We start from the raw sequence: 22,102 nt of genomic DNA, 5'->3' as shown, positions 1-22,102 counted from the left end.
ACGCAGCCGCGGGCACCGCAAGCGCACAGTGGCCCGCCGGGTTCGACCACCACATGTCCGACGTGTCCGGCATTGCCGGTCCTGCCGAACACCGGTTTCCCGTCGAACACCAGCCCGCCGCCCACTCCCGTCGAGATGACCATGCCCAGCATGTACTGCGCACCTTGCCCGGCGCCGCGGCGGTGTTCGCCGAGCGCCATGCACACACCGTCGCCGGCCATCCGGACCGGCAGCGCGGGCAGCAGTTTGTGGACGCGGTCGCGCAGTGGGAAGCCGCCGGTCCAGGCCGGGATGTTGATCGGGGCGACGGTGCCGGCGGGCAGATCGACGGGCCCGGCCGAGGCGATGCCGATGCCGGTTGCCTCGCCGCCCAGTTCGTCGGCCAATTGTTCGACCACGGCCCATACTTCTTCGGCGTCACCGCGAGGGGTCCGAAGGCTCCGGGAGGTGAGCAAGGTGCCGTCGGGTGAGACCAGACCGGCGGCGATCTTGGTCCCGCCGATATCGAGTGCCAGCGTCAGGTCGCCCATCAGCGGCGGGGACTGCGTGGATCTGTGCTGTGGCGGGCTCCTACGGCGGTCATCTCGGCCGAGCGGGTTTCGAGCCACTGCCGGAACGCCCGGCGGCGGGCGGTACCGCGCAGGTGGGCGGCGATGGCCGGCCGTACGGCATCCAGCGGGGGTGTCTGCGCACCGGTGCGCCGGCTTCCGACATAGGACACCGCGGCGGCGAAACGCCGCGGGTTGCGGTCGTGGTAGGCCGCCACCTCCATCTCGGAGACGTCGACATCCTCGGTGACGTACCAGTAGACGGCCCGCGCTTCCGGATCGGCCAGCGCCGATGCCGCGATGCTGCCGACCTCGAACCGGGCCGTCCCGTCGGGCAGCACATCGGCAAGTTCTGGGGCCTGGTCGGCGGTGACGCCCAGGCGGACGGCTTCGGCGTGCAGCAGCCGTTCGGTGATGACCAACCGGGTCAGCCAACGCCGTAGGAGCCGCCACTGCGGTGTCCCGATCAGCGGTAATGCAGCTCCGGGGGTGGTGGCCCGGAACAGTGCTTCGCGCGCGTCGACATCCTCGATGGACACCGATACCGTCGCTGAGTGCTGCATCGCTCGGGCCATGACGTCAAGCTTGTCGGGGTGGCACTGCGGTTGCCACTGCCTGTTGGCTGATCGTGCCCAAGAGTTCACAGCCTTGTGACCAGAACAGCCACCTCGAGTCGGCATCGGGGGTTCGGTAACACTTCATGTCACGGTCACGAGACTTCTACGTGCCTCGGATGCCGAGTTCCGGTTGCTATGCAACAGTGGAGTCATTGTGAGAAACCGAGTCATCACCGGGGGCGGCAGCGGTCCTCGGGGCCTGCTGTCGCTGGGCTTCGAAGCACATCGCAGCGCACTGTTGCTGCGGTTGCGCTGGCATCATTCGCGTGAACTGAAGCTGCGGTCGGCGGGTCACAACCGTGACACCACTGCCGCCGACGGCCCGTGGCCCGAGATGGATGACGGGGTACCGGGCTGACGGCGTTCCCGATACCCGTCAGCTGACCGACGCCGCGATCCGCTGGGCCATCGCTTTGGCCCCTTCGATCACTTCAGGCGGACCCAGGACTTCGAAGTCGACACCGACCATCGCCAGGTAGAGCAGGATCCATTCGGGGTTGTCGGCACCGGCGGTGACCAGGCACGAGTCCGGCCCCTCGGGTTCCACGGTCGCCGATGACGGCGAGAAGTGTTGTGAGACAACTTCGCTGGAAGCGTGGTAGCGCACCCGGGCGACATATCTGTAGGGCGAGCTACTCAGCGACCTGCTGACGTAGGCGGCAGCATCCGGCGCGTCGCGGGGCGTGAAAGTACTGCCGCGCGCCGAGACGTCGGCCATGCGGTCCAGGCGCAGGGTGCGCCAGTCCTGTTTGTCGCGGTCATAGGCCAGCAGATACCAGCGCCGCCCGGTGGTCACCAGCTGGTAAGGCTCCAGCCGCCGTTGCGTTCGGGCCCCACGGATGTCGGTGTAACCGGAGTCGATGTGCTCATGGTCGCGGCAGGCACGCGCCAGCGTCATCAACGCTTCGGGTTCCACCGGGGTGTCACTGCCGGAGGTCAAGGTCACCGTCGACTCGTGTACGGCCGAGACCTGCGATCGCAGCCTCGCCGGCATCACCTGGTCGAGTTTGGACAGTGCCCGCAACGCGGATTCACCGACTCCGGCGACGCTGCCGCCGGCTGCCAGACGCAGGCAGACAGCCATCGCAACAGCTTCTTCGGGGTCCAGCAGCAGCGGCGGCAGGGCGGCGCCGGCGCCCAACTGGTATCCGCCGCCATGCCCGGTGCTGGCGTGGACCGGATAGCCGAGTTCCCGTAGCCGTTCGATATCGCGGCGCACGCAGCGTCCCGTGACGCCGAGTCGCTCGGCCAGTTCACCGCCGGTCCACACCCGGCGGGCCTGCAGCAGACCGAGCAGTCGCAGCACCCGGCTCGTCGTTTCGGACATGCCATCAGTATTCGCGATTTTAGGACCGAAGCTGTCCTAAATGGGTGACACGCTTGTCCTATGACAGCTCACCGCCTGATTTCAGCGCTGGCAGATCAGCTCGATTTCCACTGGCAGAACTCGCTGCGGCCACGACTGGAAGGGCTGACCGACGAGGAGTATTTCTACGAGCCGGTGCCCGACTGCTGGACCGTGCACCCCGACGGCGGGATCGATTTTGCCTATCCCCCGCCACAGCCGGAGCCGTTCACGACGATCGCGTGGCGCTTGGCTCATGTGATCGTCGGAGTCCTGGCGATGCGTAACCAGAGTCATTTCGGTGGCCCGCCGGCCGACTACCAGACCTGGACCTACGCCCTGGATTCGACGACGGCGCTGCGCCAGCTCGACGAGGCCTATCGGGGCTGGATGGACGGGGTGCGTGGGCTCGATGACGACGCGCTGTGGCGGCCGGTCGGCGCCGCCGAAGGCGTGTGGGCCGAGCACCCGATGCTGGATCTGGTCTTGCACATCAATCGCGAAGTGATCCACCACGGAGCTGAAATCGCTTGCATCCGTGATCTTTACATCCACTCGAAAGGAAAATGACATGCCCGCCATGCCGCCACCCATCGCCGACGAGCGCGCCGGATTGCTCGAGTATCTGAAGGCTCAGCACTATGCCTTTCGCGCCATCGCGTTTGGGCTCACCGACGAGCAGGCCCGCCAGAAGCCGACGGTGAGCGCACTCTCGATCGGCGGCATCATCAAGCACGTCACCGCGTGCCAGCAGGGGTGGATGGCGCGGGTCGCGGCCGCACCCGAGCTGTGCGCCGACGACCTGCGGTCGATGGAAGACCAGTCCGCCGACTATGCCGACGAGTTCGTGATGCGCGACGACGAGACCCTGGCCGGTGTCCTGGCCGCATTCGAGGCCGGCAATGCTACGGCCGCCGCGCTGATCGAGGACGCCGATCTCGGTGCCGCGGTGCCCGTTCCGCAGCAGGTGCCGTGGTTCCCCAAAGACGTGTCGGCATGGTCGGTGCGCTGGGTGGTGTTCCACTTGATCGAAGAGCTGGCCCGCCATGCCGGCCAGGCCGACATCATTCGCGAAAGCATCGACGGTGCAACGCTGTACGAGCTCTTGGCCGGTCTCGAAGGCTGGGAGCCCACGCCGTGGCTCACCCCCTGGGGCAAGGAACCGGTGGTGAGCTGAGCTGTGAACGGGGCCCCGGTCGGGGTCGCGCTCGAGGCGAGGGCAGCCACTCGGTCCACACCCGCCCCACTGGCAACTACCCCGACAACTGCCGGAAATGCCCGCCCAGCTGCGGCTGAGATCCACCAGCGGCGGCCGGGACAGCTCACCGGGCAAAGCCGATAGTCAAGCTTGGTTAGGCTCATCCCTGCCGATTTGAGACACTGCAGGGATGAGTTCAACCAAACACCGCGAGGTGGCCGCCCTCGACCGGGTGCCGCTGCCTGTCGAGGCCGCCCGAATCGGCGTGACGGGTTGGCAGCTCACCCGCACCACCGCACGCGTCTTCTCCCGGCTGCCGGCCCGGGGATCCTGGCAGTTCAAGGTCATCAAGGAGATCCCGCAGACGTTCGCCGATCTGGGGCCCACCTACGTGAAGTTCGGCCAGATCATCGCGTCCAGCCCGGGGGCGTTCGGCGAGCCGCTCAGCCGTGAGTTCCGGGGCTTGCTGGACTCCGTGCCGCCGGCCGACACCGCAGAGATGCACAAGCTGTTCCGCGAGGAACTCGGCGACGAGCCGGCCAAGCTGTTCCGGCATTTCGAAGAGAAGCCGTTTGCGTCGGCGTCGATCGCGCAGGTGCACTTCGCCACCCTGCACACCGGAGAAGAGGTGGTCGTCAAGATCCAGCGGCCCGGTATCCGCCGCCGGGTGGCCGCCGATCTGCAGCTCCTGAAACGGTTCGCGCAGCTTGTCGAGTTCGCGAAGCTGGGCCGTCGCCTTTCCGCCCAGGACGTGGTCGCCGATTTTGCCGAGAACCTGGCCGAAGAGCTGGATTTCCGGCTCGAGGCGCAGTCCATGGAGGCGTGGGTCAGCCACCTGCACGCCTCGCCGCTGGGCAAGAACATCAAGGTGCCCGATGTGCACTGGGAGTTCACCACGCAGCGGGTACTGACGATGGAACGCGTCCAAGGGGTGCGCATCGATGACGTGGCCGCTATCCGCAAGATGGGGCATGACGGCACCGAACTCGTGAAGGCCCTGCTGTTCTCCACCTTCGAAGGCGGGCTGCGGCACGGCCTGTTCCACGGAGACCTGCATGCCGGCAACCTGCTGGTGCAAGAGGACGGTCGGGTCGTCTTCCTGGACTTCGGCATCATGGGCCGCATCGACCCCCGCACCCGGTGGCTGCTCCGCGAGCTCATCCACTCGCTGCTCGTGAAGAAGGACCATGCTGCCGCAGGCAAGATCGTGGTTCTGCTCGGCGCGGTCGGCAAGGTCAGACCCGAGCAGCAGGCCGCCAAGGATCTCGAGGCGTTCGCCGAGCCCTTGAGCATGAAAACGCTCGGCGACATGTCGTATGCGGAGATCGGCAAGCAGCTCGGAACGCTGGCCGAGGCCTACGACGTGAAATTGCCGCGCGAGCTCGTGCTGATCGGCAAGCAGTTCCTCTACGTGGAGCGCTACATGAAACTGCTGGCACCGAACTGGCAGATGATGCGCGACCCGCAGTTCTCCGGGTACTTCGCCAATTTCATGGTCGAGGTCAGCCGTGAACACCGCAGCGACCTGGACGAGAAGGTATAGCGAGTGGAGATCCGTACCGGCTACGCCAAGTCCGGCGATCTGGACATCTACTACGAGGACATGGGCGACCCGGGTGATCCGGCCGTCGTCCTGATCATGGGTTTGGGCGCCCAGCTGCTGCTGTGGCGCGACGGGTTCTGCCAGAAGCTGGTGGCCAGAGGCCATCGGGTCCTCCGGTTCGACAACCGCGATGTCGGGTTGTCGAGCAAGCTCGACGGGCAGCGGGTCGAGACCAATCAGTACGCCAGCATGGCGCGTTCGCTGGTCGGCCGGAAGAGCCCGTCGGTGTACACGCTGGAGGACATGGCCGACGACGTCGCCGCCGTGTTGTCCCACCTCGACATCGACCGGGCGCACGTCGTCGGCGCCTCGATGGGCGGCATGATCGCGCAGGTGTTCGCCGCCCGGCACGCTGCCCGAACCTCGACCCTGGGCGTCATCTTTTCGAGCAACAACCGGGCTGCACTGCCGCCGCCGGATCCGCGCGCGCTCTTCGCTGTCATCAAGGGCCCGCATCCGGACTCACCGCGGCAGACGATCATCGACAACGCAGTACGCGTCAGCAAGATCATCGGCAGCCCCGGATACCCGTCCACCGACGAACGTATCCGCGCCGAGGTCATCGAAAGCTATGACCGCAGCTACTACCCGTGGGGCGTCAAACGCCAGTTCGGCGCCATCCTGGGTAGCGGCAGCCTGCAGCATTACAACCGGCGGATAACGGCCCCGACGGTGGTGATCCACGGTCTGGCCGACAAACTGATGCGCCCCAGCGGTGGCCGCTCGATCGCCACGACGATCCAGCGCGCCCGGCTGGTGCTGTTCCCCGGGATGGGGCACGAACTCCCCGAGCAGCTGTGGGATCAGGTGGTCGGCGAACTGTCTGTCACATTCGCCGAAGATCCGCTGCCCGCCGGCGATTCACTTGGGTCCACGACCTGACGTTCTGGGGGTAGAGTCCGAAACGGAAATCGGGGTGGTTGTTGGTTTCGGGGGAAACGAGATAACCGGCCTCTGGGTGCAAACCTGAAGGACGTGACCGATCGTGGCAAAAAAATTAGAACCGCATTTCGACGACGTTCAGGCCCATTACGACCTGTCCGACGAGTTCTTTGCGCTGTTCCTGGACCCGTCACAGACCTATAGCTGTGCCTATTTCGAGCGTGACGACATGACGCTCGAGGAGGCTCAGCTCGCCAAGATCGACCTGGCGCTGGGCAAGCTCGGTCTGCAACCCGGGATGACGCTGTTGGACGTGGGCTGCGGCTGGGGCGCGACGATGCGCCGCGCGGTGGAGAAGTATGACGTAAATGTCATCGGTCTGACGTTGAGCAAGAACCAGGCCGAGCATGTGCAACGCAGCTTCGACGCGATGGACGGCCCGCGCAGCAAGAGAATCCTGCTGAGGGGTTGGGAAGAATTCGATGAGCCCGTCGACCGGATCGTCTCGATCGGGGCGTTCGAGCACTTCGGGCATGACCGTTATCCGGACTTCTTCAGGATGGCCCACGAGGCGCTACCCGACGACGGCGTGATGCTGTTGCACACCATCGTGGGTTTCAATCCGGTGGATGCCAAGGAACTGGGCATTCCGATCAGCTTCGAGCTGGCACGGTTCGTCAAATTCATCATGACCGAGATCTTCCCGGGCGGCCGGTTGCCGTCGATTCCGATGGTGGAGGAGCGTGCCGCTGAAGGTGGCTTCACCATCACCCGGGTGCAGCATCTGCAGGCGCACTACGCCCGGACACTGGACATCTGGGCCGCGGCGCTCGAGTCCCGCAAGGACGAGGCCCTCGCGATCCAATCCGAAGAGGTCTACGAGCGGTACATGAAGTACCTCACCGGGTGTGCAAAGCTGTTTCGTCAGAGACAAACAGACGTGTGCCAGTTCACCTGCGAGAAGTGATCGGGCCAGCACCACATTCACCAAGTCAGGCCCAGCAGCGCGCCTCGACGTCACGCATCTGCCCTGCAGGTAGGGTGCCTGTCACACAGTCCAGGGGTGGCCCTGCGCCGGTGCAGGGTATTAGGAAGGGCAAGTAAGACCGATGGCCGACCAGACTTCAGGTACAACTGATCTACAGCCGCACTTTGAAGACATCCAAGCGCACTACGACCTTTCCGATGACTTCTTCGGCGTGTTCCAGGATCCGACACGCAAATACAGCTGCGCCTACTTCACCGGCCCCAACGTCACGCTGTCCGAGGCTCAGGTCGCCAATGTCGACCAGCACCTCGATGCCCTCGACCTGAAGCCCGGCATGACACTGCTGGAAATCGGCTGCGGCTGGGGCCTGACCCTGCAACGCGCCGTCGAGAAGTACGACGTCAACGTCATCGGCCTGACGTTGAGCAAGAACCAGCAGGCGTACTGCACCGAAATGCTGAGCAAGATCGACACCGAGCGCACGTTCGATGTCCGTCTGCAGGGATGGGAGCAGTTCCACTCCCCCGTCGACCGAATCGTCTCCATCGAGGCGTTCGAGCACTTCGGCTTCGACCGGTACGACGAGTTCTTCAAGAACTGCTACGACATCCTTCCCGCCGACGGCCGGATGACGATCCAGAGCAGTGTGGGCTATCACCCCGACAACCTGCAGGCCCGCGGCAAGAAGCTGACCTTCGAGATGGCCCGCTTCATCAAGTTCCTGATCACCGAGATCTTCCCCGGCGGCCGCATTCCGACCACCGACATGATGATCGAGCACGGCGAGAAGGCCGGGTTCTCGGTGCCCGACGTGGTCTCACTGCGCAATCACTACATCAAGACCCTCGGTATCTGGGCCATGCGGCTGGAAGCCAACAAAGACGCGGCGATCGCTGCCACCGACGAAGAGAACTACAACCGGTACATGAAGTACCTGACCGGTTGCCAGTACTACTTCATCGACGAGAGCATCGACGTGAGCCTGGTGACGTACCGCAAGCCGGCTTCCGCGTAAGAGCTGCGGCTCTCGGATCCTCACTACGCCGAGGACGCCGGCCAGGAGGCATCCGCAGAGGTGGCTGCGCAATTGATCACGTGACTGCGCGCCAGACAACCCGGGCGCGTTGCTGCTGACCGTGGCACGCAACCGAGCGCTGGACCGACCGTGTCGCGAATCTGTGCGGCCCGGAACGGAATCAGATGCCGCGCCCGAGGTGCTCTTACCCGCGCGTCTCGCAGCAACCCGCACCAGGTGCACGGTGACCAGCTGCGGACGACGGTCACCCGCGCCGATCCCGCACTGGAGCGCACCTCGTCGGCGTTGGCTGGAGTCTGGTCTGACGGTCGCCGAGATCACCGACGCATTGCCGCAGAGCAAGACTGCGGCGGGACAGCGAATCACACGCGCCAAGAACAAGATCCGTACAGCCAGCGTTCCGCTGCGGGTACCACCACCGAAACTTCTCCCCGAGCGGACACCAACGTCATGTGTGTATTTCGTGTTCGCCGAGGGAGATTGGGCCACGGCCGGTCCGTCGGCGATCCGAGCACGCTACTGTAGCGACGTATTTCCGAGTGCGCGGCTCAGTAGGCGCCAGAACTGGTGAAGACGGCTTTGACCGTCTTCACGGCGATCACCATATCTGCGATCATGGTCCAGTTCTCGACGTAGAACATGTCCAGCCGCACCGAGTCTTCCCAGGACAGGTCCGAGCGTCCACTGACCTGCCACAGGCCGGTGATGCCAGGTTTGACCAGTAGCCGCTTGCGCGCATAGTCGTCGTAGGACTTGACTTCCCGCGCCAGCGGCGGACGCGGGCCGACAACACTCATATCTCGTTTGAGCACGTTGATGAACTGCGGCAGTTCGTCGATGCTGAACTTGCGCAAGATGCGGCCTACCGAGGTGACGCGCGGGTCTTCCTTGATCTTGAAGAGGACGCCCCCCTCGCTCTCGTTGAGAGAAGCTAGCTGGCCAACTATCTTGTCCGCATCGTTGACCATGGTGCGGAACTTGATCATCTCGAAAGGCTTGCCGTCGATGCCGATTCGTTCGGAGCGGTAGAAGACCGGGCCTCGACTGGTCGCCTTGATGACGATCGCCACTGCAATCAGGATCGGTGACGCGAACAGCAGCACCGCACTGGCGAACACCACGTCGAACAGGCGCTTCTCGAATCGCTTGGTGCCGCGGTACTGCGGCTTCTCCACATGAATCAACGGGAGGCCGGCGACCGGCCGCATCTGGAGGCGAGGAAATGCGACGTCGACGACACCCGGGGAGACCAGAAGGTCGATGTTGTGCTCCTCGAGTTCCCAGGACAGGTCGCGGATACCGGCGCCGTCGAGTCGTTGGGTGGCCGTCACCGCCACCGCTTGGCAGGCAGTCGCTGCGACCGCGGCCGCGATGTTGGACTCGTCACCAAACGTACGGATGGCACCGACACCGGGGACGTCGATGAGCCTCTTGGAATCCGGGCCGGCAATGCAGGCGCCCACCACGCGGTACTCAGACCATGGCTCACGCACAAGCGCTTTCGCGAAATCACGCACCGCTGCCTCGTTGCCGACCACCAGAACCCGCGTGATGCACTCGCCATGCTGGCGTGCCTTCACCACCTGGCGACGGGCCAGCCAACGGAACAAGCCAAGGATCGCGATACCGGTGGGCAGAGCGATCATCAGGTAGCCGCGGGCGATCTCGAGCTTGAAGAGCATCGAGATGACGGCGACGGAGCCGAAGGTCGACAAGGTGGCCAACACGACTCGTCGATACTCTTCGGCCCCGGAGCCGATCACCCGCGGAGAACGAGAACGGTTGATAGACAACGCCGCCAGCCAGCCCAATGCGATGACGAATGACACGACGGAGTAGTTCGAATACTGGAAGGCACGCTCAATCTCAGGCAACTCACCAAAGCGCAGCCACTGCGCCAGCCCGATTGCCAAAACCACACCGATCAGGTCGATCACGACAAGCCGACGGGCGTAGTCACGCTGCCAAGCGGGGACTTTGTTCAAACCAGAGCCTCGCTCCCCCGCCGAATCTAAGTTTGCTGTAGCGCTAGGGTGATTATGCACCGCAGTCATTACTTCCCCTTGGTTTATCCCCCATACGCTGCAACTTTAGACTACGAGCGGCGTTGCCCTCAAGGCTGACAGCGCGTTCGCTCAGCAAAGCTATCACCACCAGCCGCTAAGCACAGAATCCGATAGGCAAAATTCACGTTCTCGTAACGTCGCGCCAACCAAGCCTCGACGCACCCGCAATCATTCGGAATCCGCTCAACCCGGCCCTGGGCCGGAAGTGTCGTCACAGTGGTTGTTCCGACGCGGGCCGCCTCGTCGATTCAGATACCGGACGACACACGAACCGCGGCTAGACGTAGATAGCAAACCCGTAACTCCCATTCCCGCACCGCTCGACGACGCAGGTCTCAGCGGCGGCCCAATCGCAGCTACCACCCGGCCCAAATGAAGGCTGAAGTTACCGAATCTCCTTGCCGTCCAACACGACATAGCCGGCAACCGAGTCACCCCGCCCCAACGACATGGTCGAGCATCGACATGACCGACCGCCGACAGAGCACTGCAGCAGGCGCCACAGAGTTCTGGTCGACACGACGAGTAGCAAGTGTGGCCAGATTGATGGATGCTTGTCCGGTTGCGACGGCAAGTCGAGCGATCACAGACACAAGGCATCTCGATTGGTGACCTCACAGTCGACCAGCGAGGTAGAGGGAGATGAAATGGGCTGCCGTATAGCAGTTTTCGGCACCGGCTACCTGGGCGCCACACATGCCGCATGCATGGCTCAGCTCGGCCACGAAGTCATCGGCGTCGACGTTGATCCCGCGAAGCTCGCAAAGCTTGCTGCAGGCGAAGTCCCGTTCTACGAACCAGGGCTCGAAGACGTCCTCAAAGAGAATGTCGACAACGGTCGACTGCGGTTCACATCCTCCTACGAAGAGGCTGCCGAGTTCGCAGATATCCATTTCATCGGCGTAGCGACCCCACAGAAGCGCGGCGAGTTCGCCGCAGATCTTGTGTATGTCGATTCGGTGATCAAGACGCTGGCTCCGTTGCTGACAAGGCCTTCAGTAATTTTCGGGAAGTCGACCGTGCCGGTCGGCACCGCGGCTCGGCTCGGCGAGATGGTCAAGCAACTCGCCCCAGTAGGCGAAGATGCCGAACTGGCTTGGAATCCCGAGTTTCTACGTGAGGGCTTCGCAGTGCAGGACACCCTGCATCCAGATCGGATCGTGCTCGGGGTCGATGTCGACCGCAGCGGTCGAGCCGAAACGGTAGCGCGCGAGGTCTACGCCGACATCATCGATGAAGGTGTGCCGTTTCTGGTCACCGATCGCGAAACCGCGGAGCTGGTCAAGACTGCCGCCAATGCCTTCTTGGCCACCAAGATCTCCTTCATCAATGCCATGGCCGAAGTTTGTGAGGCGGCCGGCGCCGACGTCTCCGAGCTTGCCGATGCCATCGGACACGACGCGCGAATAGGCCGTCGATTTCTCAATGCCGGGATCGGATTCGGCGGAGGTTGCCTACCAAAAGACATCCGCGCCTTCATGGCCCGAGCTGGTGAACTCGGCGCAAACCAAGCGCTCACGTTTCTGCGCGAAGTCGACAGCATAAACATGCGACGACGCGCCAAGATGATGGAAATGACCAGGGAAGCAGCTGGCGGCTCCCTCATCGGTACGCGTGTCGCCGTGCTCGGAGCAGCATTCAAGCCCGACTCTGACGATATACGCGACTCACCCGCGCTGAACATTGCAGGTCAGATCCAACTGCAAGGGGCTTCCGTGACTGTCTACGACCCAAAGGCAATCGAGAATTCCCGCAGGCTCTTTCCCACCCTGGACTATGCAGATGATGTAAGCCACGCTTGCAAGGGTGCTGACGTGACGCTTGTACTCACCGAGTGGGAGGAATTTCGCCGGCTCAACCCCTCCGAACTGCACCCCATCGTCCGCAAGCGCAGCATTATCGATGGACGAAATTGCCTCGACCCAGCAAAATGGACCGACGCAGGCTGGGATTACCGTGGGATGGGTCGACGCTAACCGGCCATCAGCCGGACCAGAATAACGATTCGAAGTTGCGCGTTCGGCTACGCCGACCACTGTCGCCAGTTCGGCTACGCTTGAGCCGAGCGGAGCGACATGGCCGCGCGTCGACCTAGATCATTCGACGAATTCTGAACAAGTCGAGCACAAATAGCTACGACATTGGAGATGTACGGCGTGACGCAATCGGCGGAATGGATGACGGCAGCTCGTGTGCTGCGCCGCAGCGGCTTTGGAACGACTGGATCGACCGTGGACGCAGCGGTAAACGACGGCGACCTATCCGCCACCATTGCGGCCATACTCGACACCCGCTTTGCAGATGACCCCGGGGCTCGGTCAACACCCATTCCAGAATTCAGGTCCGCTCTACCCCCGAAGGATGTTTCAGATACCGAAGCTGAAAAGATACGTAAAACCCGGCAACAGCAGACGAAGGAACTCACCTACTGGTGGCCGCGTCGCATGGTTGCAATAGAGCAGCCCATCATCGAGAAACTCACGTTCGTTTGGCACAACCATTTTGCTACGGCAGCGTCGCCTGTGCGGAGCCCCCAGCTCATGGCCATTCAGAACGAACGTATTCGAGAACGCTGCCTCGGCGACTTCAAGAGCCTCGCCTACTCGATGCTCACGGACGGCGCGATGTTGCGATGGCTGAACGGTAATTCAAATACTGCGGAAGCTCCGAATGAGAATCTGTCCAGAGAATTCTTGGAGCTGTTCACTCTCGGCCACGGGAACGCATATTCCGAGACCGACATTCGTGAGGGTGCACGCGCTTTGACTGGCTGGGTTGTCTCGCGAGACGGATCCGTCACATTCGCCAACGATCGGCATGACTCAGAAAAGAAGACGGTGCTCGGTGTCACCGGCAACTTGGATGCAGCTGCATTCTGCGATATTGCTCTCGAACAGCCTGGTTCTGCTCGCTACATCGCCACTCGATTGTGGCAGCAGCTGGCCGCAAACACTCCTCCGACGCCGCAGACACTCGAGCGGCTGGTCGAGGCGTACGGGCCAGAACGCGATCTGAAGACCCTGACCGCAGCCATCCTCGGCGATCCCGCAGTCCTCGACGGACAGGCCACGCGGATCAATGGCCCGATCGATTGGTTTATCGGGCTACTCAGAGCCCTCCGGGTATCGCTTGAGGACCAGAAGACAAACGGTGACGTCGCCAGAAGGCTCAAAGCTCTTGGCCAGCTACCGTTCCATCCACCGAACGTGGGGGGCTGGCCCAATGGTCAAGCATGGTTGTCCACCGCACCAGTCTTCTTGCGTATCAGCGCAGCCACCATGGCCGCGACAAATGGCGATATCAGCCTCGTCGCCGATTCGCCCGTGGACGAACGGATTGATGCTGTCGGTTACCTGCTCGGCGTCGGTCAATGGTCGGGACAGACTGCAAAGGTGTTGGGCCGTCACCGTCGAGACCCTGTGGCGCTCGTGGCAGCGGCCGCCAACACACCAGAGTACGTAACAATCTAGGGAGAACGAATGACGTCTCTGAGCCGTCGCGCATTCCTGGCAGGTTGCGGCGTTGCCGGCGTTGGGACAGTTTCCGCGTCTCTCAATCTGCGCTGGACAGACATCCACCTCCTCGCCACCGAAAAGCCGATGAATCCCGGGCAGGGCGTCCTGGTACTGGTGACGCTGTACGGAGGCAATGACGGCATCAATACCGTTATTCCCTATACCGCCAACGAGTATTACGACGCCCGTCCCGATCTTGCTTATTCAGCTGATGAAGTAATTGACCTTGATGGCCAGTTCGGGTTGAACCCGGGAATGAGAGGCCTGGGCCAGCTTTTCCATGAAGGGTCGCTGGCGATCATTCAGGGTGTTGGCTATCCGGATCAGGACCGTAGCCATTTTCGTTCAATGGACATCTGGCAGACGGGTTCAATCGACAACAGCGTCGGCACCGGATGGATTGGACGTTGGCTCGATCAAGAAAAGAACGGAGATCCCCTTCGCGCGATCAGCGTGGGGAGCGTTCTACCCATGCTTGCCATCGGAGAGAAGACCACGGCTGCAACGATTCTGACCAGGGATTCGACCCAGCGCGCCGATCAGATCAAGTTGATCTCGTCGCTCTCAGAGCCAGATCCAAGCGACAACGAGAGCATGTCGGCTGTGCGGAATTCGTACCTGGCAGCCTCGAAATCTGGCCGGCAATTCAACGAAGCCTTTGACAACGCCGAGGGGCCGCAGGCATCTGCGGAGAGTCCTCCGGACGAGAGTTTGTCGGCGCAGCTCGATGTTGTCAGCCACTGCATCCGCGCAGGCTTGCCGACACAGGTCTATTGCGTGTCAACGGGAGGGTTCGACACACACGCTGACGAAAAAGGTACGCAACAAGGCTTGCTCCGAGCCGTTGACCGGTCGCTGACCAAGTTTCTCGAAGAAATGTCCGGGCACGATCGCGGCCAGAACGTCGTTTTGATGGCCTACTCTGAATTCGGTCGCCGCGTCGCGGCAAACGCATCAGATGGTACCGATCACGGCACCTCAGGGCCGGTCTTTGTGGCGGGCAAGCCCGTGCGTGGCGGGTTCTACGGTGACGCCCCCAGCCTGACCGATCTCGAGGGCGGGGATCTGAAGACTACAAACGACTTTCGCGACATCTACTCCGAGCTGATGACTTCTACGCTGGCCGCCGATCCCGACGCGATTGTTGGATCGAAACGTAAACCTCTCGGGTTTCTGGCGTGAGACTCTCCCGAACTCGATTGCGCACCAGCACGCAACATCGGCAAACGAGATACGAACGAGCTCCGTAGGTCACTGCGTCTGTCGAGACTGACGTGCGTGTCAGCGCGGCACGTGAACCGGCCCGCCAAAGCCCTTGTGGGGTCGAGGGTCTTTCTTTCACATCAGCCCGCGGGCCAATTAGGCCGACACCACCGGATCACGCTCCCCCGCCGTCATGCCGCAGCCCTCGAGCACCATGTCAAGCCGCTGTCTTCTCACGTTCGTAACCTGTTCGAGTCCGGTCAGGACGTTGACGCCCGAGCGAGCCCTGCGCTCCATCGCCAGACTGAGGTCGGCCATCTGTTGAAAGCAGCGACACTGTCCTGCATCCGCACTCGGATGTCGGCTTGAGCTGCCTGCCTTGAGACTTCGTCACTTCACGGGAACTCGCGCATACTCTCGTATCCGGACGTTCAGCAGCGCGGCAAAGCGACCATAGGCATTGAAGAGATTCTCAAACGGCCTTGCCTGCAGTCCCCGGCCGGTTGCCAGGCCCGCCGCCAAGAACAAGATCCCATAGCCGGCGCGGATCACTCCCCCACCCAGTCCTCTCAGTAGCGAGTCTTGGTGCTTGATCCGAACACGCGTATCCACGATGCCGTTTCTGATGGCCCGTCGACGCAACCAACGAAATGTGAGCCGTTCCACGGGAACCTCTTCATAGACAATCGCTCCGGCGCAGAAGAGAATCCTCGCCCCCGACTTTCGGATCCCGTGAAACAGATCAGTGTCTGAACCACCTGTCGCCGAAAAAGAGGGGTCGAACCGCGGCGCTCCCGCACGGATCCATGCATCCCGCAGTAGCAGGGTGTTGTTGGTTGCCGCGCTGCGAAGCTCCTGCCCGTCTTCTCGGATCCTGCGCTGGATGAAACCGCCCCGCCTGACCCAACCCGGTGTCTCATCTGGGTATTCGCTCACGACGGGACCCAGCACCACATCGGCTCCCGAGCGGTCCGCGTAAGAGGTAAGGGTCGTCAGCCAGGAAGGAGACACCCATTCATCGTCATCCACGAAGATTATGCCCCGAAACCGGTCGCTGAAATGATCGAGCGCTCGATTACGCGCAGCGGCGATACCAGGCTCGCACTCGACGACATACAGCGGCTGCAGAGCATGCTGAGTTGCAACTGTTCGGGCCGTCTCCTCGGAATCATTGTCCACGACAAGGATCTCGACACTTGTCGATCCAATGGCATCCTGCAGGCTGTCGAGCAGTTTGCGCAGCCCTTCCGGACGTCGGTAGGAAGCGATCGCAACCAGGTAAGTGTCAGCCATACAAGCAATTATGAGCCACCACTACTCGTCGAGCTGCGTGAGGACCATGTTGGCACGATGATAAGTTCGGGACTCGGCGAGTCCGTCGACCGCTTGACCGTGACGCCACGGACCGACGACGATCACCATGTACCTGTGTGTCGGTGCATGATTCGAAGCGGTGACAGTTCATCTGGGCATGCGATACAGGCTTTGTAAGGATAGGAATCCATTGAGTTGGGGGTTTGGATCAACGATGCCTGAACTTTTTGTGCTGGGTACTGGACAGGAAGACAACATCGGCGACGTTGTTCTCCGTAGAGAGTATTTTGACCGTCTCCGCAAAGTTGGGCGTCTCCACATATACCTTGGGGACTCCTCCGCCGACTTCCTGGAAAGCCTCGACCTTCATCAGGAAGACGTCATTTACAGCAATCTTCGTCAGTGGCATCGCGCCGCCTGGCGCGCTCTTTTTCAAGGCAAGGTGTGGTTCGTCGACAAACCCGGCGAGCTCGGCCTCGACGACCGGACTCTCCGTCGACAGATCAAGCTTCTCCCACTCGTGCTGGGCACTCGCTTACGAGGCGGTCAAGTCCTACGCCTTGGCATGGCGATGCGGGCCATGAACCCCGTGTACTTCAAGTACCTGCGCCTATTGTTCAGGCTTTCCACAGAGGTTCGCTGGCGGGACAGCACCACCAAGACGGCATTCCTTTTTGGATCCGTTTCCCCTGACTGGGCCTTTGGATGGCCCCCATCGGGCACTCAACTTGTCGACAACGACCGCCCTCTCATCGCCGTCACCTATCGGGAAGATCGCGACTCCCCTTCAGACACTCTGCTCGAGTCCCTGCGAGCCCTGGCGCACGCTAGCTCGAGACGGCTGGTAGTCGTCACTCAGGTCCGTCGCGACGGGGTACGAAGTGCCGAACTTGCGACTCGCCTCAACGCCGAGCTAATACCTTGGCCGGCTGATCGCACGCTCTTGGACCATGAAAACGTTCTCCGCGAGATCTACCAGAACAGCGTGCTGGTCGTGAGTGATCGCCTCCACGCCTTGATTGTCGGAATGACCGAGGGTGCAGTTCCGCTTTGCGTCACCGACAGAGCAGAGACAAAAATTGGTCGCCACTTCGACGCCGTGGGCTTTCCTCGGTCCACGGTTTCTCTCGAGGTCATCCCGAATTCACTCGACACCATCTTCGAAGAGCAGATGGCGCGTTGCGCGGAAGCTCAAACCGTAACGCAAGCGGCGTGGAATGACCTCAATGACTTGACAGCACACCTCGAGTTACTTGCGACAAACAAGCGCTAGGGCAGGATGAATTGAGCTCTTTGGCCCAAAGCGCGTTCAAAGGCGCAACCGCAACGCTTTTCTGGCAGGCCACGAGAATAGGACTTCTCGTAGTTTCCATTGTGGTTCTGGCGCGCCTTTTGACGCCTGCGGATTTTGGCCTCATCGCGATGGTCATGAGCATCATCGGCATCGGGGAGCTGCTTCGCGACTTCGGCCTTTCCGTGGCTTCACTGCAAGCCAGAACCCTCAGCGCTCACGAGAAATCTAATCTATTTTGGCTGAACACCGCCATTGGCGCACTCCTGGCGGCTGTCGTATTTTGCGCATCGTGGCCGATAGCCTATTTGTACGGCGACGACAGACTGATCGGGATCACACAAGCACTATCCGCCACCTTTCTCATAAATGGGTTCACCACACAATTCAAAGCGCAGATCAATCGCGATCTGCGCTTTGTCGCACTTGGGGCGACCGAGGCGATTCCTCAAGCAATCGGACTCGCGGCAGCTATCGCGATAGCTGCCAACACACATAGTTACTGGGCACTTGTCACTCAACCTCTGGTCGTCGCAATTCTAGAAGCGCTCTTCGGAGTGCTGCTAGCCGGCTGGAGGCCAGGCCTGTACAAGCGCAACGTGCCGATAGCAAAATTTGTCCGCTTCGCGGGGGCACTGGTGGGCACGCAGGGCCTGGCCTATATCTCCAAGAACATTGACAGCGTGCTACTCGGAGCATTGCGAGGCCCCACGGAACTCGGCATCTACAATCGGGCGTACCAAATCGTGGTACTCCCACTCACTCAAGTAACGGCACCACTGTCACGAGTCGCCATTCCAGTACTGTCCAAGCTGCAGGACACCGAAAATGCCTTCATGCGCTTCCTCAAAACTGCGCAGTTCGCGACTGTAACGGTAACCTCGCTTTTTTACGGCGTCATGATCGGCTTCGGAGAGCCGCTTGTTCGTATTGCGCTCGGCAACCAGTGGCTTGAGTCAGTGATCATCTTGCAGATTTTGGCAGTGTCGGGAATTTTCCGCGCCCTTGGCCAGGTTCCGTACTGGGCGTTCGTCACTCTCGGAGAAACTCGCAGGCAGCTGGTCATCTACACCATCGGCCAACCTCTCATCATCGGATCGATTGCGGTGGGGGCGATCTGGGGCGGAATCGGAGTCGCGACCGGTTGCTCAGTGGGCTACGCAGCATTTTGGGCAGTCAACATGTGGTGGGCCGGCCGCGTAACGCAACTACCGATGGGCAAGCTCGCTCTTTCCGGCCTGTGTCTGGTAGCTGTTTTTGCACTCCCCGCAGCCGCAATCGGGGCGGCGGCAACACGTCTTTTCGATGGGACTTGGGTTCCGCTTCTCATCGGGGGCACAACGGTTTTCGTCTGGTCCGCCTTCGTGCTCCTGGTAACTCCTGCGTACCGCGCCGAGGTACGCAGGTTCGTCCGGCTTGCGCGAAATCGAGCAAAGCCCGACGGTGCCGCATGACTGAGCCGAGGGGCGTCGGTGCAGTCACGCTCGCCCCCTGTGCTGTGCGCGCGTGACTGCGAAGAAGCATCAAGTTTGCTAGGTTTGAGTCGCTTTCAAGCACTGGAATGTTCGACAACCCTGCCGACAGGACAGCTCGCGGGCACATCTACCAACAAATCAGATCACGGGTGTCATGAGGCGTATCAATGACTAGCCAACAGTTGTTTTCGACGCGGCCCGAAGCGCTGACATCGTCGGGCTGCAGCGACAAGTCGCAACGTTCCTTGTTCTGGACCGGCCTCTGGTCTGTGATTGCGGCGCTGGTCCCAGTCATGCGGACATCAGTCAACGCCGGCTGGCAGTTACCTCAACGCCACATTGAGTACATGATTCTCCTGGCGCTGGTCGTTGCTGCCCTTTTGGGGCGTGTAGCGCGACCTGCCGGCTTTCCCATATGGATTGCAGGAGCCGTCGTCATCCCGACCGCTGGGTTCATATCCGGCTTCTCGAGCTCTATCTCGGCAAGCCTGACGATCGCTGTCGAACTCGCCCTGATATGCCTCCTTGCTCCAGCCGTTTTCCGGTACGAGATACTTCGGACGAAGAGCTTTGTCCCGTGTGTGCTGAGCGCTTTCCTCGTTTCACAAACCTTGTCGGCAGCCACGGGTGTCTTACAGCTCACGGGCGCAGATGTTTTCGGCCGCGGAGCGGTATTTGGGCGGTCGACCGGTTTTGCCGGCCATCCAAATGTGCTAGGCCTCATGGCGGTCATCGCCTTGCTGGTGAGCCTTACGATGATGCGAAACGCACCGCGTCCTGCACAGGCCGCTCTGTGGGGTGCCTTCGCAGTGAACGCCGTAAGCCTGGTCGGCACTGGAAGCCTGAGTTCGATGCTTGCCGGCGCGGTGGGGTTGATGGTCTACGCCATCGGTCGCCGTCGGTTGGTCGCAGCCTTCTTTGCCGCATTGGCGGCGGGCACTTCGATTTTCATAGTCGGCGGTGCCTGGGCTGTTTCAGTTGTCGAGTACCGAATGGCAGTCGTGACAGGTGCAGATGACGTCGGTGGTGCCGCCTCGGTAGATGTCCGTCTCCGGACCTATCAATGGGCGCTTGAATACCTGTCCGATGATCCGCTTTTCGGGGTAGGGATGGACGACGCCAGCTCTGGCACATTTGACGGTGTCACAGCAGTCCATACGTATCTCCTCCATGCCTGGTACCAGGGCGGGTTATTGCTGTTCCTGTGGTTTCTCGCTGTCACAGCTCTCTTGCTGACGACCATCCTGAGGGCGATGGCGGGCAGCCGGTCTGTTGAAGCGGCCGCGGTTCTCGCTGCGTTCCTGACATTTGCGTCGATGTCAGCTTTCTTCGCCCAAGACCAGTACTGGCTACCGCTGCTGTTTGCGATAGCCACGCTTCCAGCCGTAGGCATGAGCAAGCACGCGCGAACCCCCACAGTCGACACCGGGTTGATCCGATAGCCCGTCGGATGAAAACTCAAGGATCCTTGACACGAGCAGAATTTAGTTCATCTGATGTTGCTTACTCGGGGGAAGGGTCGTAGATGCCAAAATGGGCACTCTGGTGGAGCCGTAGACCTTGGCGAACAGTTTTAGTTTGTTCCTTCGCTGCTCTGCTGGCGCTACAGGGATATCTATCGTTCATCGTCCATCCCGAACCCTATCCCAGTATTCGCATGCCGAGTTTCGGAGTTGCCGCCGCGTCAGATAAGACTTTCGGCGTAACTTTCGCAAGCGCGGAGGCTACAGCAAGGGATGGCACTACCCGGCCAATCTCAATACCTCAACTAATGGAAGAGTTCCGCTATTCCACGGCACGGCCGTCATATGACTATCTCTTCCTCTCGGCCGACCCTTCCAGTATTACTCCCTCGGTCAAGAATTGGCTGCGAGACCGCATAGAGACGACGACTGGAATCGAACCGACTGAACTACGGATGTGTTGGCAGAAGAACCTCATAAGCGTCGTCGATTCGACTGTCGTCAAGGAGGCACCTTGCGTATGGAAGGTCATCACACTGTGATCAACTGGGTAGAGCAGCGGATCACTCGGATAGCGGATTCGTACGCTCCCGATCTGAGAGTTTTGGCCGCACTACGAATTGCGTTCGGCGTCTGGGTAGTTATCTTCCCGATCAATCTAGCGTGGATCCCACAAGTCCCAGCCGAATTTTTCCACCCTCGCCCAGGAGCATTCTTTTTTCTGTCGACACCGCCACCAGAGGGCTTTCTTTTCGTTTTGACAGCTATAACAACTCTCCTCGGCGTATTGCTAGCAGCTGGGGTATGGACCATCCCGGTGTCGGTGGCACTATCGGTGGCGCTCATCACTGGATCCGGAATTTCTTACTCATTTTCAAAAGTTGATCACTTCATACTGTTTGAATTGGCGCCGATATTTCTGTCCTGCGCCGGCTGGGGTCGTGCGTGGTCTGTAGATTCCTACATCCGGCGGCGCCGAAAGCGCGATCAGAACCCCATTTCGAATGGTATGCCAGTACTACTGTATGCGATGACAATCGGCTGGGCCATGCTGTCGGCTGCAGTGCCCAAAGTTATAGGGGGTTGGCTCGATTTCGATCGCCAAGCTTCACGCGGTCAATTAGCGCGAGACATTATTCGGGACGAAAAGCCCGGACCTCTGGGCTCATGGATCTTCCAAATTGATAACGATGCGTTTTGGAAGTTTCTTGATTACGCGACACTGGTGGCTGAAGGCGGGCTGATTTTTGTCGTATTCATGCCGCTGATATTCAGATTATGGCTCCTCCTCCTTGCTGGTTTCCATGTTGGGGTCTTTTTGACGCTAGGAATAAGTTTCGTGGACTACATATTTGTCTACGCCGTGTTCTTCTCGCCAGTGTTTGTCTGGATAGCCAGCCGCGCAGCTGGCACCACGGCCGAGGCAGACGAGCTAGTGGTGTGTCACGCAAATAGCTAACTGCATGTTCGGTATTCTTCGTGGGTGAGCGCATCACCAGCAGCGGCCCTGTCGATGACGGCGGCCGAGCGTGAGACTTTGGAGACGCTGGAGCGGTCG

At 61.1% G+C, this 22,102-nt stretch carries 19 protein-coding genes; 14 read left to right on the top strand and 5 right to left on the bottom strand.

The features are described from left to right. Both WBB07_RS20805 and WBB07_RS20800 read right to left on the bottom strand, forming a co-directional pair. Nucleotides 1-530: ROK family protein (locus WBB07_RS20805; protein ID WP_526310258.1), on the bottom strand; the 530-nt coding region annotated here is incomplete at its 3' end. After that, nucleotides 530-1,123 carry a DUF7158 domain-containing protein gene (locus tag WBB07_RS20800; RefSeq protein ID WP_526310257.1) on the bottom strand — a complete coding sequence of 198 codons (594 nt, stop codon included), beginning with the start codon at nucleotides 1,121-1,123 and terminating at the stop codon, nucleotides 530-532. The genes WBB07_RS20805 and WBB07_RS20800, both read right to left, overlap by 1 nt. 196 nt (nucleotides 1,124-1,319) lie before the next feature. Between WBB07_RS20800 and WBB07_RS20795 the strand changes: the two genes are divergently transcribed. After that, a complete protein-coding gene (locus tag WBB07_RS20795) occupies nucleotides 1,320-1,523 on the top strand; it encodes a hypothetical protein (RefSeq protein ID WP_526310256.1) in 204 nt (67 codons plus the stop codon). A gap of 18 nt (nucleotides 1,524-1,541) precedes the next feature. Here WBB07_RS20795 and WBB07_RS20790 read toward each other — a convergent pair whose 3' ends face one another. Continuing rightward, the gene (locus WBB07_RS20790; protein WP_526310255.1) at nucleotides 1,542-2,492 is read right to left on the bottom strand and encodes a helix-turn-helix transcriptional regulator; all 951 of its coding nucleotides are present in this window, start codon (nucleotides 2,490-2,492) and stop codon (nucleotides 1,542-1,544) included. A 60-nt stretch (nucleotides 2,493-2,552) separates the two neighbouring features. Here WBB07_RS20790 and WBB07_RS20785 point away from each other — a divergent pair, with 60 nt between their 5' ends. The 6 genes from WBB07_RS20785 (at nucleotide 2,553) to WBB07_RS20760 (ending at nucleotide 8,196) form a co-directional block, all read left to right on the top strand. Next, on the top strand, nucleotides 2,553-3,080 hold the full coding sequence (locus WBB07_RS20785; protein ID WP_526310254.1) for a DinB family protein: 528 nt from the start codon (nucleotides 2,553-2,555) through the stop codon (nucleotides 3,078-3,080). A 1-nt stretch (nucleotide 3,081) separates the two neighbouring features. Continuing rightward, nucleotides 3,082-3,687: a DinB family protein gene (locus WBB07_RS20780; RefSeq protein ID WP_526310253.1), complete on the top strand. Its 606-nt coding sequence runs from the start codon at nucleotides 3,082-3,084 to the stop codon at nucleotides 3,685-3,687. Between the two features lie 211 nt (nucleotides 3,688-3,898). Then, nucleotides 3,899-5,251 (top strand): ABC1 kinase family protein, encoded by a 1,353-nt coding sequence (locus WBB07_RS20775; RefSeq protein ID WP_526310252.1) that lies wholly within the window; start codon nucleotides 3,899-3,901, stop codon nucleotides 5,249-5,251. A 3-nt stretch (nucleotides 5,252-5,254) separates the two neighbouring features. Beyond that, nucleotides 5,255-6,193, top strand: a complete 939-nt coding sequence (locus WBB07_RS20770) for an alpha/beta fold hydrolase (protein ID WP_526310251.1) — start codon at nucleotides 5,255-5,257, stop codon at nucleotides 6,191-6,193. A gap of 103 nt (nucleotides 6,194-6,296) precedes the next feature. After that, nucleotides 6,297-7,160: a cyclopropane mycolic acid synthase family methyltransferase gene (locus WBB07_RS20765; protein WP_526310250.1), complete on the top strand. Its 864-nt coding sequence runs from the start codon at nucleotides 6,297-6,299 to the stop codon at nucleotides 7,158-7,160. A gap of 142 nt (nucleotides 7,161-7,302) precedes the next feature. Continuing rightward, complete coding sequence (locus tag WBB07_RS20760; protein ID WP_526310249.1) at nucleotides 7,303-8,196, top strand: cyclopropane mycolic acid synthase family methyltransferase; 894 nt, start codon at nucleotides 7,303-7,305, stop codon at nucleotides 8,194-8,196. Nucleotides 8,197-8,765: 569 nt separating this feature from the next. On the opposite strand, the gene WBB07_RS20755 is transcribed toward WBB07_RS20760, so the two are convergent. Beyond that, nucleotides 8,766-10,271, bottom strand: coding sequence for a sugar transferase (locus WBB07_RS20755; RefSeq protein ID WP_526310248.1), 1,506 nt, complete (start codon nucleotides 10,269-10,271; stop codon nucleotides 8,766-8,768). Nucleotides 10,272-10,930: 659 nt separating this feature from the next. On the opposite strand from WBB07_RS20755, the gene WBB07_RS20750 reads away from it, so the two are divergent. From WBB07_RS20750 to WBB07_RS20740, 3 genes are all read left to right on the top strand, one after another. After that, on the top strand, nucleotides 10,931-12,259 hold the full coding sequence (locus WBB07_RS20750; protein ID WP_526310259.1) for a UDP-glucose dehydrogenase family protein: 1,329 nt from the start codon (nucleotides 10,931-10,933) through the stop codon (nucleotides 12,257-12,259). A gap of 180 nt (nucleotides 12,260-12,439) precedes the next feature. After that, entirely contained in the window at nucleotides 12,440-13,753 is a 1,314-nt protein-coding gene (locus WBB07_RS20745; protein WP_526310247.1) for a DUF1800 domain-containing protein, read from the top strand. 9 nt (nucleotides 13,754-13,762) lie between these two features. Next, complete coding sequence (locus WBB07_RS20740; RefSeq protein WP_526310246.1) at nucleotides 13,763-14,980, top strand: DUF1501 domain-containing protein; 1,218 nt, start codon at nucleotides 13,763-13,765, stop codon at nucleotides 14,978-14,980. Nucleotides 14,981-15,391: 411 nt separating this feature from the next. On the opposite strand, the gene WBB07_RS20735 is transcribed toward WBB07_RS20740, so the two are convergent. Next, complete coding sequence (locus WBB07_RS20735; protein ID WP_526310245.1) at nucleotides 15,392-16,294, bottom strand: glycosyltransferase family 2 protein; 903 nt, start codon at nucleotides 16,292-16,294, stop codon at nucleotides 15,392-15,394. Nucleotides 16,295-16,529: 235 nt separating this feature from the next. On the opposite strand from WBB07_RS20735, the gene WBB07_RS20730 reads away from it, so the two are divergent. From WBB07_RS20730 to WBB07_RS20715, 4 genes are all read left to right on the top strand, one after another. Beyond that, nucleotides 16,530-17,588, top strand: coding sequence for a polysaccharide pyruvyl transferase family protein (locus WBB07_RS20730; RefSeq protein ID WP_526310244.1), 1,059 nt, complete (start codon nucleotides 16,530-16,532; stop codon nucleotides 17,586-17,588). An 11-nt stretch (nucleotides 17,589-17,599) separates the two neighbouring features. Further along, nucleotides 17,600-19,060, top strand: a complete 1,461-nt coding sequence (locus WBB07_RS20725) for a lipopolysaccharide biosynthesis protein (protein ID WP_526310243.1) — start codon at nucleotides 17,600-17,602, stop codon at nucleotides 19,058-19,060. Nucleotides 19,061-19,248: 188 nt separating this feature from the next. Further along, complete coding sequence (locus tag WBB07_RS20720) at nucleotides 19,249-20,523, top strand: O-antigen ligase family protein (RefSeq protein ID WP_526310242.1); 1,275 nt, start codon at nucleotides 19,249-19,251, stop codon at nucleotides 20,521-20,523. A gap of 541 nt (nucleotides 20,524-21,064) precedes the next feature. Beyond that, on the top strand, nucleotides 21,065-22,003 hold the full coding sequence (locus WBB07_RS20715; RefSeq protein WP_526310241.1) for an HTTM domain-containing protein: 939 nt from the start codon (nucleotides 21,065-21,067) through the stop codon (nucleotides 22,001-22,003). Nucleotides 22,004-22,102: the final 99 nt, after the last annotated feature.

Source organism: Mycobacterium sp. (assembly GCF_049647605.1).
In the GTDB taxonomy this organism is placed as follows: Bacteria; Actinomycetota; Actinomycetes; order Mycobacteriales; family Mycobacteriaceae; genus Mycobacterium.
The sequence above is the reverse complement of the archived record's forward strand: the minus strand, read 5'-3'. Positions and strand labels throughout refer to the sequence as shown.

Bases quoted from the DNA above. Each gene is read 5' to 3' on its own strand.
- WBB07_RS20800 (WP_526310257.1), bottom strand. From the start codon at position 1,123: ATGGCCCGAGCGATGCAGCACTCAGCGACGGTATCGGTGTCCATCGAG.
- WBB07_RS20790 (WP_526310255.1), bottom strand. From the start codon at position 2,492: ATGTCCGAAACGACGAGCCGGGTGCTGCGACTGCTCGGTCTGCTGCAG.
- WBB07_RS20785 (WP_526310254.1), top strand. From the start codon at position 2,553: ATGACAGCTCACCGCCTGATTTCAGCGCTGGCAGATCAGCTCGATTTC.
- WBB07_RS20780 (WP_526310253.1), top strand. From the start codon at position 3,082: ATGCCCGCCATGCCGCCACCCATCGCCGACGAGCGCGCCGGATTGCTC.
- WBB07_RS20775 (WP_526310252.1), top strand. From the start codon at position 3,899: ATGAGTTCAACCAAACACCGCGAGGTGGCCGCCCTCGACCGGGTGCCG.
- WBB07_RS20760 (WP_526310249.1), top strand. From the start codon at position 7,303: ATGGCCGACCAGACTTCAGGTACAACTGATCTACAGCCGCACTTTGAA.
- WBB07_RS20755 (WP_526310248.1), bottom strand. From the start codon at position 10,271: ATGACTGCGGTGCATAATCACCCTAGCGCTACAGCAAACTTAGATTCG.
- WBB07_RS20750 (WP_526310259.1), top strand. From the start codon at position 10,931: ATGGGCTGCCGTATAGCAGTTTTCGGCACCGGCTACCTGGGCGCCACA.
- WBB07_RS20740 (WP_526310246.1), top strand. From the start codon at position 13,763: ATGACGTCTCTGAGCCGTCGCGCATTCCTGGCAGGTTGCGGCGTTGCC.
- WBB07_RS20735 (WP_526310245.1), bottom strand. From the start codon at position 16,294: ATGGCTGACACTTACCTGGTTGCGATCGCTTCCTACCGACGTCCGGAA.
- WBB07_RS20730 (WP_526310244.1), top strand. From the start codon at position 16,530: ATGCCTGAACTTTTTGTGCTGGGTACTGGACAGGAAGACAACATCGGC.
- WBB07_RS20720 (WP_526310242.1), top strand. From the start codon at position 19,249: ATGACTAGCCAACAGTTGTTTTCGACGCGGCCCGAAGCGCTGACATCG.
- WBB07_RS20715 (WP_526310241.1), top strand. From the start codon at position 21,065: ATGGAAGGTCATCACACTGTGATCAACTGGGTAGAGCAGCGGATCACT.